At 41.0% G+C, this 14,746-nt stretch carries 10 protein-coding genes; 5 read left to right on the top strand and 5 right to left on the bottom strand.

The window, feature by feature from the left end; genetic code table 11:
- Positions 1 to 40 precede the first annotated feature (40 nt).
- From VB733_RS02320 to VB733_RS02310, 3 genes are all read left to right on the top strand, one after another.
- Positions 41 to 1,870, top strand: coding sequence for a PAS domain-containing sensor histidine kinase (locus tag VB733_RS02320; RefSeq protein WP_323338500.1), 1,830 nt, complete (start codon positions 41 to 43; stop codon positions 1,868 to 1,870).
- 46 nt (positions 1,871 to 1,916) lie between these two features.
- Entirely contained in the window at positions 1,917 to 3,431 is a 1,515-nt protein-coding gene (glpK, locus tag VB733_RS02315) for a glycerol kinase GlpK (RefSeq protein ID WP_323338499.1), read from the top strand.
- Positions 3,432 to 3,560: 129 nt separating this feature from the next.
- The gene (locus VB733_RS02310; protein WP_323338498.1) at positions 3,561 to 5,504 is read left to right on the top strand and encodes an MASE1 domain-containing protein; all 1,944 of its coding nucleotides are present in this window, start codon (positions 3,561 to 3,563) and stop codon (positions 5,502 to 5,504) included.
- Between the two features lie 24 nt (positions 5,505 to 5,528).
- Here VB733_RS02310 and VB733_RS02305 read toward each other — a convergent pair whose 3' ends face one another.
- A complete protein-coding gene (locus tag VB733_RS02305; RefSeq protein WP_323338715.1) occupies positions 5,529 to 5,930 on the bottom strand; it encodes a hypothetical protein in 402 nt (133 codons plus the stop codon).
- A 658-nt stretch (positions 5,931 to 6,588) separates the two neighbouring features.
- Here VB733_RS02305 and VB733_RS02300 point away from each other — a divergent pair.
- Positions 6,589 to 7,773: an acyltransferase family protein gene (locus tag VB733_RS02300; RefSeq protein ID WP_323338497.1), complete on the top strand. Its 1,185-nt coding sequence runs from the start codon at positions 6,589 to 6,591 to the stop codon at positions 7,771 to 7,773.
- A 339-nt stretch (positions 7,774 to 8,112) separates the two neighbouring features.
- Here VB733_RS02300 and thiS read toward each other — a convergent pair whose 3' ends face one another.
- Together thiS and VB733_RS02290 are read right to left on the bottom strand one after the other, a co-directional pair.
- On the bottom strand, positions 8,113 to 8,325 hold the full coding sequence (gene thiS, locus VB733_RS02295) for a sulfur carrier protein ThiS (protein WP_323338496.1): 213 nt from the start codon (positions 8,323 to 8,325) through the stop codon (positions 8,113 to 8,115).
- Entirely contained in the window at positions 8,318 to 9,436 is a 1,119-nt protein-coding gene (locus VB733_RS02290; RefSeq protein ID WP_323338495.1) for a thiamine phosphate synthase, read from the bottom strand. Before VB733_RS02290 ends, thiS begins: the two co-directional genes overlap by 8 nt.
- 234 nt (positions 9,437 to 9,670) lie before the next feature.
- On the opposite strand from VB733_RS02290, the gene VB733_RS02285 reads away from it, so the two are divergent.
- Complete coding sequence (locus tag VB733_RS02285) at positions 9,671 to 11,509, top strand: DUF1565 domain-containing protein (protein ID WP_323338494.1); 1,839 nt, start codon at positions 9,671 to 9,673, stop codon at positions 11,507 to 11,509.
- Between the two features lie 266 nt (positions 11,510 to 11,775).
- Here VB733_RS02285 and VB733_RS02280 read toward each other — a convergent pair whose 3' ends face one another.
- Together VB733_RS02280 and VB733_RS02275 are read right to left on the bottom strand one after the other, a co-directional pair.
- Complete coding sequence (locus VB733_RS02280; protein WP_323338493.1) at positions 11,776 to 12,513, bottom strand: hypothetical protein; 738 nt, start codon at positions 12,511 to 12,513, stop codon at positions 11,776 to 11,778.
- 92 nt (positions 12,514 to 12,605) lie between these two features.
- Positions 12,606 to 14,687: an S-layer homology domain-containing protein gene (locus tag VB733_RS02275; protein WP_323338492.1), complete on the bottom strand. Its 2,082-nt coding sequence runs from the start codon at positions 14,685 to 14,687 to the stop codon at positions 12,606 to 12,608.
- Between the last annotated feature and the right edge of the window lie 59 nt (positions 14,688 to 14,746).

The following is a 14,746-nucleotide window of genomic DNA, read 5'->3' as shown; positions in this document are numbered from 1 at the left end:
TTATTCAGCATGACGACTTTTCCCTTTTTCCCCTATACACATGACTGGGTTACTCAGAAGCGCAAAACGGAGATGGAAACAAGCAGTTTCTACATACATCACACCAACAACGAATGTGATTAATGTTAAATATGAAACATGGCAGCGAAAATTTTTGTGGCAGCGCTTGCGGTTATGGTCTTGGCTAGCACTCATTTGTGTGATTAGCTTCGTTGTTCGCGATATCTATAATTTTTTCTCTCCTCTCCGGGAATTCGCTGACTTACCAAAAGAATTAATGCAATATACATTACTCTTAAATGGCGCAATCCTTTTAAGTATAATCATTGCCATATTCCTACATCGCACTCGATTTGGTCGTCGTTACCCAGGGGGATTATTTCTCGGTTTATCTTGGTCAATCAGTCTGGGACAACAGATATTTAGTACCCTCAAAGGCTTTGCACTGCCAGACTTGTTAACTTGGTCGTTACTGTTTCTCGGTCAAGCTACCTTCATGCCTGTGCGTTGGACACTACACCTAATCTCGCAAGTAGTATTACTAATTTACTATTTTGGCGTGAATTTTGCACTAGGCTTTAAAGTCCCCACCGCCAACAGCCAAGAACCAATTTACAATGTTACACTCATCCTCTATATTTTTTGGCTTTGTGCTATTTGTGACCTCAGCGTTTATTTATACGATCGCCTACAATCCCGTGAATTTCAAGCCCGCAAAGAACTGGAAATTACCAATACCAAACTCCAAATCGCCGAAGCAAAGTACCGCAGTATCTTTGAAAATGCCGTTGAAGGTATTTTTCAAAGCACCCCTGATGGACGCTACATTACTGCCAATCCAGCACTGGCAAGAATTTTCGGATTCGCTACACCCGAAGAATTAATTAATTATTTTACCGATATTGGTAGCCAACTTTACGTCAATCCCCAACGTCGTCTCGATTTTGTCCGTTTGATTGAGGAATTTGGTAGTGTCTCGGAGTTTGAGTCACAGATATATCGACGTAGTCCCAACCGAGATAACTTTCTCCCAGAAAATCGCAGCATTGTTTGGATATCCGAAAAAGCATATACTGTTTGCGATGCCAAGGGTAATATTCTTTACTATGAAGGAATTATTGAAGATATTACCCAACGTAAACGTGCTGAAGAAGCATTACGAGTCTTTTTTCACGCCGTTTCCCACGACTTGCGGAACCCGGTTTTAGGTACTTTGATGGTGTTGCGGAATTTGTTAGGGACACCGGGACAAGAGGGAGATGTAGATAAGGGCAAGTCTTCACCATCATCCATTCCCGTTTCTCGTTTGATTTTAGAACGGATGTTGCAAAGTGGGGAAAGACAGTTAAATTTAATTAACTCCTTGATGGAAGCCCATGTCAGCGAAGTTCGGGGCATCTCATTACAACTACAACCAGTTAGTTTACACCAAGTAGCCGAAGATGCGATCGCCGACCTCAAACCAACTTTAACTGAAAATCAAGCTACCCTCACCAACCTCATCGCCACAGATTTACCCGCAGTTGAGGGTGATTCTTTCCAATTGTGGCGAGTATTTAATAATCTCATTGGTAATTCCCTCAAGCATAATCCCCCTGGATTGACTATTACTGTTGATGCCAAAATTGTAGATCACATGATTTATTGCACTGTCAGCGATAATGGGGTGGGAATGACACAACAACAATGCGAAAGATTATTTGACCTTTATTTTCGTGGTGACAATGTCCGCAATTCCCTCAGTTTAGGACTAGGACTATACCTGTGCAAACAAATTATCAAAGCACACAAGGGAGAAATTAATGTCAAAAGTTCTCCCAATCAAGGTGCAATATTTTGGTTCACTTTACCCCTCATGGGAACGGTATAATTATTCATCAGCTTGAATTTGGCGGCGTGAAGGGGGAAATTGGGGTATGCAGACATCTAAATATATCCTGGCACTCGATTTAGGCACAACCGGAAACCGGGCGTTTATCTTTGATGCTGAAGGTAAAATAGTTGGTAATGCCTATAAAGAACTCAGCCAATATTACCCACAACCGGGTTGGTTGGAACATAACCCGGAGGAGATTTGGCATGATACCTGTTGGGTAATCCAAACTGCTATCGCCAACGCCAACCCCCCAATTCCCCCTACACAAATTGCTGCTATTGGCATCTCAGTTCAACGCGAAACCTGTTTACTCTGGGATAAAACCACAGGAAAACCTATACATCATGCTATTGTTTGGCAAGACCGGCGTACTGCTGCTTTCTGCTACGAATTGCAAGCCAAGGGATATACTTCAGAAGTCTATAACCGTACTGGTTTAGTTATTGATGCTTATTTCTCTGCCACTAAACTCAAATGGTTATTAGATGATGTCAAAAAGCATATTCCTCATCTTCACCTCAATAACATTTTAGCTGGCACAATCGATACTTGGATATTGTGGAAATTAACAGGTGGAAAAATTCATGCTACCGACCACAGTAACGCCAGCAGAACAATGTTGATGAATTTAACAACTGCTGTATGGGATGAATCAATGTTAGATTTATTTCAAATTCCAGTGCAGATATTACCGAAAATTCAGCCCTGTTTAAGTTACTTTGGTGTCACCGACAAAGATATTTTTGGCGTGGAAATCCCGATTACGGCAATGTTAGGCGACCAACAAGCGGCATTATTCGGTCATGGTTGTTCAAAACCTGGTTTAGTTAAATGTACTTACGGGACAGGTAGTTTTTTAGTTGCCAATACAGGCTCAGAAATTGTTCGCACATCCCAAAAACTCATCTCCACCATCGCTTGGACAGAGACTAATTCCAGTAATTCCCTCGATATATCTTATGCACTCGAAGGTAGTATGTTTACCAGTGGTGCTTGTATTCAATGGTTACGGGATAGTTTGAAATTAATCAAAACCGCCAGCGAAACAGAAACAATGGCAAATCAAGTCACCGATAACGGTGGTGTATATTTTGTTCCGGCATTGAGTGGATTAGGCGCACCTCATTGGGATATGAACGCCAGAGGTGCATTTTTGGGGATTACAGGGGGAACCCAACCTGCACATATAGTTCGTGCCGTCCTCGAAGCGATCGCCTATCAAGTCCAAGAAGTTGTCACAGCTATTAATGTATCATCTGCTACCCCTGTTCAACGTTTAGTTGTTGATGGCGGTGTCTGTGAAAACAACTTTTTGATGCAATTTCAAGCCGATATCTTGGGGATTCCTGTAGAGCGTCCAGTTATCCGTGATGTTACGGTACAAGGTGCAGCATTTGCTGCGGGATTAACTGTGGGTTTATGGAAGAGTTACGCAGAATTGGTGAAAACACGGCAAATAGAACGCATATTTGTACCAACAGCCGCAGCATCGAGTGCTAACTTTAGCACATGGCAAAAAGCTGTGGAAAGAGCCAAAAATTGGCGAGAGGTTTAGTAAATCTTTATCCCTAATATTATTTCAAATTGAACATTTCAGGAGTCAGAATGGGAATACTAACTACAAGGAATTGGATTTATATTCAAAAATTCAATCTGGCTCACACCTTTAAAGTAGTAGTCTGCCATGTCTTCAAGGTATCGTCTTACTTCTATTCCGATTCAATTGCTAGCTAATTTGGCGATCGCCTTGATGTATTATGGTATTGCAGAACTCTCACGCTACATTGCTGCGACAGCAAATGTTATCACTCCAGTTTGGATTGCCGATGGGTTAGCTGTTGCGGTTACCTGGTTATTTGGGAATCAGATATTACCAGGGGTATACTTTGGTTCTTTGTTAGCAAGTATCTTCACTTTCGGAAATGACAGCAGTAGCTTATCCAATTTGATTGCTGGCTTCTGTATGCTTGGTATCGCTGCTGGCACTACCTTGGGGACTTGGCTGGGTGTCTTTTGTTTGCGTAGAACTGTTCGCCAAGGATATCCTCTCAAGCTTGTCTCCGATAGTGTGAAATTTCTACTTTGTGGTGGGTTAATTACTCCTATAGTGAATGCCACTATTGGCACAACAATGGTGATGTTCTCGCCCAAAATGTCTGGGTTTAACTATCAAAGCATCTGGTTAAATTGGTTGATATCTAATATCACAGGAATTTTGATTTTGACTCCACTTTTGCTCAGTTGGAACCACTACTGGCAATTAAATTATATTCGTTGTTATCACCACAAATCAAAATTTGCACAAATTAGAAATAGAATATTTTCATCGAAGCTGGCAATCATCAAACTATTCTTATTAACTGGGGTGATTTGTGCAGTTTCCTATGCTACTTTTTGGACAAACTATCCAATAATTTATATTTTATTTCCCTTATTGACTTGGATTACTTTTTGTTGCGGTTATCCAGGTGTAACTTTAGCAACATTTATAATGAGTTTGATCGCAATTTTGGGAACTGTGAGAGGATTAGGTAGATTTGCGATTGTAGAAACTCACCAATCTCTATTGTATTTGCAAATTTTTATTGTTGTCGTCGTCTTTACAACTATAATATTAGCCGCAGTTTTATCAGAACGTCGGGAAGCTGAAATCAACCTCAAAATTGCCTTTTCTGATTTACAAATTATCCACCAAGAACTGAGAATACGCACCCAAGAAGTAGATACAAAAAATCATCAGCTTCAGCAAACACTAGAAGAACTCAAAATCACCCAAGCGCACATGATTCAAAGTGAGAAAATGTCAGCTTTGGGTAATTTAGTCGCAGGAGTGGCACATGAAATTCATAATCCTGTGGGTTTTCTCCAAGGAAATCTACAACCTGCACTCCTATATATCCAAGACTTATTTGACTTAATTGATATTTACCACCAAGAACATCCTCCCCTTAGCGATACAGTCAAAAATAAAATCAAAGCCATCGATTTAGAATTTGTGCGCGAAGATTTACCCAAACTTTTAAATTCGATGAATGATGGAATAGATAGAATTGAAAATATCAGTAATAGCCTGCGGACATTTTCCCGTACCGATGCGAACCTACCAACTGAATTTAACCTACATGATGGTATTGATAGTACCTTATTAATTCTCAAACATCGCTTAAAAGCAAATAAAAAAAGACCAGCAATTGAGGTAATTAAAGATTATGGCAACATACCCTTGGTTAAGTGTTACGCAGGGCAAATTAACCAAGTATTTATGAATATTATCTCCAATGCTATTGACGCAATTGAAGAAAAAATCGAGGCGGAGAAAGAAAAAAATAGTCTTCCCTCTTCCCATGTTTCCGCCTCATCTGGTAAGATTACAATCTCCACATCTGTAATTGACCATCAATTGGTAAAAATTGCGATCGCAGATAATGGTACTGGTATTCCTGAAGAAATTCAAGAATACATTTTTGACCCATTTTTCACAACCAAACCTGTAGGCAAAGGTACAGGAATGGGAATGTCAATTAGCTATCAAATCATTGCCGAGAAACACTGCGGCAAATTAGACTGCTTTTCAAAACCCGGTGAAGGCACAGAGTTTATTATTCACATTCCTTTAGGCATTGGCTAATCATCACCAATGCCCAAATCATAGTTACTTCGTCAACAAGTGAATTGCCGCACCCGCAGCAGCACCAGTCAAAGCATTGCTACCAGTATGCCTGCGGTTGGTGATTGCACCTGACACCACACCAGCACCAGCACCAACACCAATATCTTGCACCACGTTACGATTTTTTCTGCCTCTGACGCTTGTGCGTCGAATTCCATTGGCTCCATTCACCGCAGCACCCGCAGCCGCTCCATTAACTGCATTAGTCAGTACCGAGCCTTTTCCAGTAATAGCACCAGTTACGGCACCAGCAGCTGCTCCAATGCCTGTATCACGGAGGACATTTTCATCGGCGGCAGCTGGTTTGGCTGGTAATAAAGTCGCACCAAACAAACTTGTTGCTATTAAACTGGGTAAAAATGTGCGTTTTAGAAATAGATTCATCATGCACCTATTGGGGTTAACTACAATTGGGGGTTTGTGTTTCCTTTTGTCTGTTTGTACCTATCTCTAGTCTAGACATGATTACTGAAGTCGAAACCACTATGTATAAGTTACGTAAGTGTCACATAGATAAAGGAGGAAAACTAGAAAAGTTTAAAATCCTGATGCTACTGGATTTTGAGATGATTACTGAACTACAAATGAAAACTGAAGATTTTACTAAGATAAATGAAGCTAATTTAAGATTTAAGTGTTTTTATATTGTAAGTATACGGGGATTGGTATTGTTATATCAATCCTCGATAAGTTTATGGTACAAGTCATATGAACACTTCAAAAACCCCAAATCAACTAGGTATATCTATTGCTATGGGAATTGCGGTTCTGCTGACAAGCGTCAGTATTATCGTGATTATGAGTATGTTCTAGTTCCTGTACCAGAGATATTTGAATAAAAAATTTATTAAGTCTCTTTCTTTTATGAGAGAGGCTTTTATATTTTGTAATCTATTCCCATCACCCTGATTTCTTGGAGAAATCGGGGTGAATTAGTGTGATAAATAATTTAGAGTGGCAGAAATTTCGGCATTTTGGCAAAACATTGGTCATGAGAGTGGGCTAATATATTGGCAACAGGCAAACATGGTGATGTGTCAGGGTGTATATATCACCAAATATTCCAATTTCCCATACAGTATTTCCCAGAGAAGAGCCGCAGCAAAACTATCATCTATTAACAACATCATCACAAACAAGAATTTACAAAATGCGGATATATTCCAACCAATCTCGCTTATTTTGTCTTGATTTTCTCAAAGCTGTGAGTATTCTGGCGATTGTTTCCTATAATTCTATATTTTTTCCAGTCTCTACATACCAACGTCACGCGGATTTTTTAGAAATTTTATTTACACCTTTCAGATTTTGCATTCCCGTATTTTTTACAATTACATTTTTCTTTTTGGTGCGACAGTTAGAACAACCAGGAAATACTAATAAATTAACATTATTACTTCAGCAATTACGGGGAATTTTGATTCCTACTATATTTTGGTTTACAATTGCTGCGGTTTTCAAAGTTGTCGGCGGTGCTTCCATCATTGAAATCTCTCGTGCAATTTATCAAGGAAAAATTTTCCCTGACTCTTATTATTTATTAGTGATTTTGCAATTATTACCCATCTACTATTTACTGAGACGGTGGCTGCATTCAAGTTACAGCTTGATTATGTTAGTTGTCTTACAATGGTTAATATTTTTGTTGCTATACACAATCCTCACAAGTGTTTCTGCACAAGGCATAACGGAGCAATTAAAAAATCTGAATCGTCCTTTAATTATTTACTGGCTGGTGTATGTAGGACTAGGTTTATTACTATACAGGAAATTTAATACCATCGAATCAATCTCAACCTGGACTACATTATCAAGTAAAGTATTTTTACTATGTTTGATGTCGATTATTTTTATGTTTGACTATCAGTGGTTACTGCAAATTACAAATAGCATACTCCAACCATTTGATTATGCGACTATATCTTGTCTTATCAGCGTATTCGTAATGTTTTTATGTTTTACGTCTATACAAGAGACTCAGTTTTCAGTCCCAATAGAATTTTTAATTAAGTTAATCTCAAAATATAGTCTGGGAATATTTTGCATCAATGGCATATTATCGCAACTATTTTCCTCTGTTAGTAGAAAATTATTTGAAGGATTAAGTTTCAGTTTAATTGAAATATTACTCATCAAAATCATGACTTGGATGCTATTACTGATGCTGTCTCTTGGTGTGTCAGTTTTATTAGCAAGATTTGGTTTGAAAAGAATGGTTTGTGACTAGTATATGAAGGCAAAAGTAAAAAGCGCAAAGTAGATGGTGTCGGTTTCCGTCACGTCTAACTTTATAAGAAGACAAAGGAAAGAGGATTTTATCAGCTTTCCAACCATTTTAGATGGTAACTTTATTTCCGTCGTTGTGTACTAGCTTTATTTAGAAGGATAGGCAAAAATAGCCAAAATATTTAGACTCTTGCGAGTGAATTTGGTTTCAGTGAAAACCTTGGGATTACGTGCTTAGTTTCGCTTGTCTCTACTGGCAATGGCAAATAAATATATATTTAATTTTGCAATTTTGCACAAGCACTTAGTAATCGCCAACAATATACCAACTCATCACTTCCTATCCTCCTCCCACAATAGTGACAACCTCCAACCTATCCCCCTCTTGCACTTGAGTAGATTCCCAAAATTGACGGTGTAAAATTTCGCCATTATATTCCACCGCCACAAGACGGGGATTAAAACCTAATTGCTGGAGTAATTCAGGTAAAAGAGTTTTTGCCGCACAATTACGGATTTCCCCATTTACCTGAAGATTAATTTGACTAAACATGGGAATGATTATTTTCGGGTTGAATGCGATGTAACTGAGAAATTAAATATTGTGTCACCAAGGTGGGTTGCTCTGCCTGCATTAAACTTCGCACGACAGCGACACGACTTGCACCAGCATCAATAACATCATTGATATTACTGGTATCAATGCCACCAATTGCAAACCAGGGTACTGAACTATTTTGGCTTGCATAGGTAACGTATTCCAAGCCAGCAGCCGCTTTTCCTTCTTTTGTCGGAGTCTCATATACTGGTCCGACACCGATATAATCAGCACCTTCGGTAATTGCCCGTTGCATTTCATCGGAATTTGTGGTAGAACAACCTATCAAACGCTGTGGTCCAAGTAGCTGTCTGGCTGTCGCAATCGGCATATCTTGCTGTCCTAAATGCACACCATCAGCATCCACTGCTAATGCCAAATCGACGCGATCATTAATTATAAATAATGCCCCATAGCGGTGGCAAAGTTCGCGTAGTTGTTTGGCATTTTCGAGACGCTGGCTATCATCAGCATTTTTGTCGCGATACTGAACTAGAGAGAGTCCACCTTTGAGCGCAGATTCAACAGTTGCCAGTAAATTTTCGGCAGGGGAGGTGACAAGATAAAGATGCGATCGCAATAATAGTTGATGACGCTCATAACCCATTAAATTAGTTTCCAGGGTATAAACTCGATAGCGCATCTGCTTACAGGCTTTACCCATATCTGGGTTATAAAGCTTGCTATATTCCTCTAATACCCTTAAAGCCTCTTGAACACGGCAAAAATTCGCCAACAGTAGGGCTTTAATTCCCGAACGTTGTTCCTCATTGGGGTGGGAAAGTTCGGTTCCAGTATCTCCCTGGGTATCGCGTGCAGCACGCAAGTCCGCAGAATGCCAAGTTGCTATATCCTGTCGCAATTGCTTACATTCATTCGCCAGGGGCGCGTTATTTAAACCAAAGCGACACCATTCTTCCAAGATTCGCAAGCCTTCACGCGCACGGTCTAAATTTGCATCTAAAATGCGGTAAACAACTTGCTGGATTTGCTCTTTTTGGCTGTATGGGTTCACCATTACAACAATCCCATTAGTGCTTCTATCGTACCAGCCCGTCTGTTTCATATTGGCAGTATATTTTGCATTAGTTTTAACTCAATTTGCTCGGTAAGATTAACAACATCGATTTTTCTCTGTTAAGATTTTTCTCTATGTTCGCTTACCCACTTTGTATTAAAAATAGCCGATAGGTAAATATTGCGATCGGTTAATATCGACATATCCGCTAGAAAGGTATAAAAAAGTCTTGTTGCCTTCAGGAGTGCAGATAAATTGAATTACCCCTATTTTGTTCTTAATATGTATCGGACAGACGTAAAATCAGCCCATCCGGTGATCAAAAGTCACCAGTCATATCGTTCCCTCAAGATTAAATTTTTAAAATCGTTTTGCCATTTATCCGTATTATTACTGAGCTTTAGCATCGGTGTCATCGGGACGACGTTTGTACACGCTTCCCTAGAATCAGCCATTGCTCAAACACCCGCTCGCATACCAAAATTGCCAACGCAAGTGGAGGGGGGTGAAAAAACAATCTCTCAGGTTAATGTCCTGTTTGTCAACCCAAGTGTCGGAGATGACAAAGCCGGAAATGGCAGCGATGGCGCTCCTTTTCGGACAATTAGTCGAGCAATTGAGGCTACTGTTCCCAATAGCACGATAGTTCTCGCTAAAGGTACGTATAGTGTGGCTACAGGTGAAGTATTTCCCTTGATACTCAAACCGGGAGTCACAATTCAGGGAGATGTGGCAAGCAAGGGACGCGGTACTGTGATTCAAGGTGGTGATGATTACCTGAGCCGCAGTTTTGGTAAACAAAATACTGCGATTGTGGCGGTGAATGACTCGAAGGTAACGGGTGTAACAGTGACAAACCCAAATCGACGTGGTTACGGTATGTTAATTGAATCGGCAAATGCGATTATTAGTGAAAATATATTTGCTGGTTGTACTCAAGATGGCATTTCCATCACGGGTAATGGGACAGCAACTATTAGCAAAAATTATTTTTATCAAAATAAAGCCAATGGTTTGACGGTTTCTGGGAATGCACGTCCGGAAATTAGCGAAAATATTTTTCAACAAACGGGATTTGGTATCAACATTACTCAAAATGCCGAACCAGTAGTAATTGGCAATCAAATTCAATTCAATCGGGCTGGAATTGTTGTGCAAGCAAATGCCCGTCCCAAATTACGCAAAAACCAAATCCTCGGTAGTCGTGAAGATGGATTGGTAGTTATCGCCCAAGCGATGCCTGACTTAGGTAATGCTGCCGACAAGGGTGAAAACGAATTCCGTAATAATGCCCGTTATGATATCAATGCCAATGCCGCCAAGCAGTTATTATCGGCTTTTGGAAATAACATTGCCAGCAGCCGGATTGCAGGTAATGTCAATCTGAGTGGTAATATCACCGCCGTTGCTCCCATCTCGCTAGCATCGCCACCACAGCCACAAACAACCCAAGTCACCACATCACCTAACGAGATTACTTTTACTGCCCCCAATGCCCCAGCAGAGGCTAATGGTAAAGTTTCTCGCAGTACCCGTAGAAATCTTTTGCCTCTTCCCAAGTCACCAGTATCGGCAAATCCTGCTGTGAATAGCTTGAATAGTCAATTAATGCCCTTGCAAGCTGCGAACTCGATGTTAAATACGGCAACATCCACATCCATTCCCACTCCTGAAAGCAGCACCAATTTGCAAAACTCCTTTCCTACTCCTTCGAGCTTGTCTACATACCCACAAACCACAGCCAATACTGCCCAAATTAACTACGTGCGGATTAACCCAGGAACCATAGAGTTTTCAGCACCGGAAGCAGGAATAAATCAAGTGGCATCGGCAACAACACAACCCCTGCAACCCATGCAAACAATGTCCGTCGCACCAATGCCATATAACCAAAGCACCCTAGCTGCTGCCACAGGATTACGATATCGAGTTATAGTTCCCGTAACCGGGGAAAGAGACGAAGAAGTCGTACGTTTCCTCGCTCCTGGCGCATTCCGTATCAACAGACAAGGGCAAGCATTAATTCAAGTGGGAGTATTCAGTAATACTTTCAATGCCGAACAAATGTTAAGAGTTTTGAATAACAACGGTTTGAGAGGGGCGATCGAACCGTTAAATTAATTAAATTTAATTAAAGTATTGGGCATTATTTCCCTAATGTCCAATTGCTCAATTCATTACTATTTGATTGGGTTATCTGGGAGTTTTCGCAAACAAATAACTCGTATCCAGTTCGGTTAGTTATCATTCATTTTTCTCCGCGTCTCCCCATCTCCCTATCTCCCCATCTCCCCATCTCCCTATCTCCCCATCTCCCTATCTCCCCATCTCCCCATCTCCCTATCTCCCCATCTCCCCATCTCCCCATCTGTATTTATCACAACTCTTTAGGCAAAGCTGATATCACTCTCTTCTACTTCCACGATCGCTCTCATTTTAGATGCAAATAGCTCATCAGTGCGATCGCTCTTTTCGGGGCTAAATTGTTCGATGGGGGCATGATGGCTTGCTGGCGGTAAAGCTGCTGGTAAAAACTTTACCATTTGCGTTGCCACATGGGATTGATTGTCTGCATCCACCACTTGGAGATTCGGGATTGGAGGTTTGCGAATTACCGCCCATTCCGGTATCTTTTCTGGTTGTTCCTCTTTATACTTATTTTCAATATCGCTATCAATAGTTTTCGCAGTATGATTCAATGCTGGGATTGAGCTAGATACTGAGATGAAGTGAGAATTATCTGAATAATTACTAGTTGGGGAAACAGATGGCAATACTGGCATGGCACTCAAACTTTCGGGGAATTTACTGCAAATCAAGCGTTCAAATTCCATATTGAAGTGAAATGTCGCCTGTTCCCGTCGCTGCCAAATTGTGAGAATTTGTTGGACAGAAAAGGCTTTGTATCTACCCTGATATAATGCTTCGACAACGGCTAAATGCAACCAATTGACTGGAAATTGGCTTTCCCAATGCAGAACTAAATCACTGGCTTGATAGCCACTGAGGTCGAAACTATAATGTGTTAATAAGGCGATCGCTAAGTCGATGTAGGTGTCCGAGGTTGGTGCGAACACTTGATTTTCGACTTGAGGCAGTAAACAGAGATTTGGCTCCCGTCGCATATAGCTTATTGTGCTTTTTGCTACAGTTGTATATACCAAGTGTTTCTTTATCTAAAAAAGAAGTGTTCTTAATTCTACTGGTAAGGAGCCATTTAGGAAACGATATATGGTGAATTTATTTTTGGCACTCGTCCAATTGCGACTAATGCTTGATACACCATAGCTGCGACTTCGCCGCGTGTGGCATCCCGGCTCGGTTGAATTTGCTGAATATTTGGATAATTAACGATGATATTGTGAATTGTAGCTGAGATAACTGCTGTCCGTGCTGACTGGGGAATTAAGTTTAAATCGCTATATTTTTCTAATTTATCTTTATCAGTTTTAGTTTTGGCTAGAGATAGTCCGAGTCCACTCACTAGGGAAACAATTACTTGCAATCGTTGTACATTTTGATTGGGGCGAAAAGTGCGATCGCTAAATCCGCCGACAAATCCTCCACTGGCTGCTAGTCTGACTGCTTGATATGTCGGAGATTCCGGGGGAATATCCACAAAGTCGGGAATCCCACGTTTGGCTGGTGGATGAAATGCTGCTGCGACTAATTCTGCATATTCTGCCCGTGTCATTGGTTGATTGGGTTGGTAGGAACCATCGGCAAAACCGTTACTTAAGTTCAGACTTGCTAGAGAGCAAATGAAAATTTCTGCCCAATGCCCCACCACATCTGTAAATGAAGTTATGTCGGCAGGCGGAGTCACAATGTAGGGCGAAATTATGGGTTTTAAAATTCCTTGTGTCACCAAACCTTGATAAATTAGGGTGGCGACTTCGGCACGGGTAATATCTCTTAATGGTTCGAGTTGTTCCCGTTGGGGATGGTTGACAACTAATAGGTTTTGTGTAGCGATGGCGATCGCCTGAATTGTATCGTGGGGAATTTGGGTGCGATCGCTGTAAATTGAAATTACATGGGGATTATTGCCGCGCAACTTCAACCCGTTGGCGATGGCAGATATGGCTTGACACTTAGTTACATTTAGATTGGGGCGAAAAGTCTCATCAGGGAAACCATTGAGGAAGCCTGCGTTTACAGTCGCAGCGATGGCAGGTGCAGCCCAAAAGTCTCTGGCGATATCACTAAAATTCGGAATTTGATTTTTTGTCTGTACCTGAAAAGCCTGGGCAATCACAGTCGCAAATTGGGCGCGATTTATGGGTGCATTCGGGGCAAATGTCCCATCCTCTAAACCAGTCATCGAACCTTTTTTGACTAAGGTTTCGATAAATTCAGCCGCCCAATGTCCATTAATATCAGGAAAAATCCTGTTTGTTGCGACTTTCTCATCGGTAGTGGCAACAAATTCAATTAAACCTCTCACCCGAACCGGATTCACAAAGTTGCCTGCGGAGAGCAACTTATTGGTAGTGATATTTTGAATATCAAAATCACCATTATCTCGAAAGGTATTCCCCGCCGGATGTTGGGAGTTCCCTAAATCGGGAATCGCATTGCCGTTGATTAATAAACCACCCAGAGGATTGTTTTCGACAAGATTATTGCGTAGGATTGGACGAGTATCGCGAGATAATGCGATCGCAATTTGATTATGACTAAGTTGATTATTTGCGACTAATGGGGCGGCGGTATCACTAATAGCCAAGCCCAAGCCATTTTTTTGAAAAGTATTTCGTAAAATTTCGCCCTTGCTATTTCGGGAAAATACGATGCCACCAGCATTGTTTTGGATAATTAGATTATCGATAATTGCCGGTTTCGCATTCCCGCTTACAAACAAACCTTCCCTACCACAATTAGTAAAAGTATTATTTGCCAAAGTCGGATTCGTAGACTCAATCCAAACCCCAGTTCCTTTAACAATGCTATTTATCACCGTCGTTCCCAGCAAACTGGTATCTTCGAGCAGCAACAAAGTAATATTTTGCCAGCCAAAAGTGGGACTGTTGTATTCGCCACTTCCAGAAATAACAATTTCTTGCCCCTGATTTGACTCATTTCCCACCAAACTTACGCCCTGGGGAATAATCAACGGGAATTTTTCGCCACTCGCAGCACTATAAGTACCAGGTGCAAGTTGAATCATTGCTGGATGCTTTGATTTTACACCTTGGATAGCACGAGTAATCGTTTTCAAGGGCGCTAACCGTGACCCAGCATTGGCATCATTTCCAGTCACGGGATTGACGTAGATTGTGGCAACGAGGGAGTTCATAAGGAATGGGGGCAGGGAAACAATTTAAAGATTCACAGGAGAGGATACAGGTACAAGGA

Source organism: Calothrix sp. UHCC 0171 (assembly GCF_034931845.1).
Classification (GTDB): domain Bacteria; phylum Cyanobacteriota; class Cyanobacteriia; order Cyanobacteriales; family Nostocaceae; genus Brunnivagina.
This window is presented reverse-complemented; position numbering and strand designations above follow the sequence as displayed.

Bases quoted from the DNA above. Each gene is read 5' to 3' on its own strand.
- VB733_RS02320 (WP_323338500.1), top strand. From the start codon at position 41: ATGACTGGGTTACTCAGAAGCGCAAAACGGAGATGGAAACAAGCAGTT.
- glpK (WP_323338499.1), top strand. From the start codon at position 1,917: ATGCAGACATCTAAATATATCCTGGCACTCGATTTAGGCACAACCGGA.
- VB733_RS02310 (WP_323338498.1), top strand. From the start codon at position 3,561: ATGTCTTCAAGGTATCGTCTTACTTCTATTCCGATTCAATTGCTAGCT.
- VB733_RS02305 (WP_323338715.1), bottom strand. From the start codon at position 5,930: ATGAATCTATTTCTAAAACGCACATTTTTACCCAGTTTAATAGCAACA.
- thiS (WP_323338496.1), bottom strand. From the start codon at position 8,325: ATGTTTAGTCAAATTAATCTTCAGGTAAATGGGGAAATCCGTAATTGT.
- VB733_RS02290 (WP_323338495.1), bottom strand. From the start codon at position 9,436: ATGAAACAGACGGGCTGGTACGATAGAAGCACTAATGGGATTGTTGTA.
- VB733_RS02285 (WP_323338494.1), top strand. From the start codon at position 9,671: ATGTATCGGACAGACGTAAAATCAGCCCATCCGGTGATCAAAAGTCAC.
- VB733_RS02280 (WP_323338493.1), bottom strand. From the start codon at position 12,513: ATGCGACGGGAGCCAAATCTCTGTTTACTGCCTCAAGTCGAAAATCAA.
- VB733_RS02275 (WP_323338492.1), bottom strand. From the start codon at position 14,687: ATGAACTCCCTCGTTGCCACAATCTACGTCAATCCCGTGACTGGAAAT.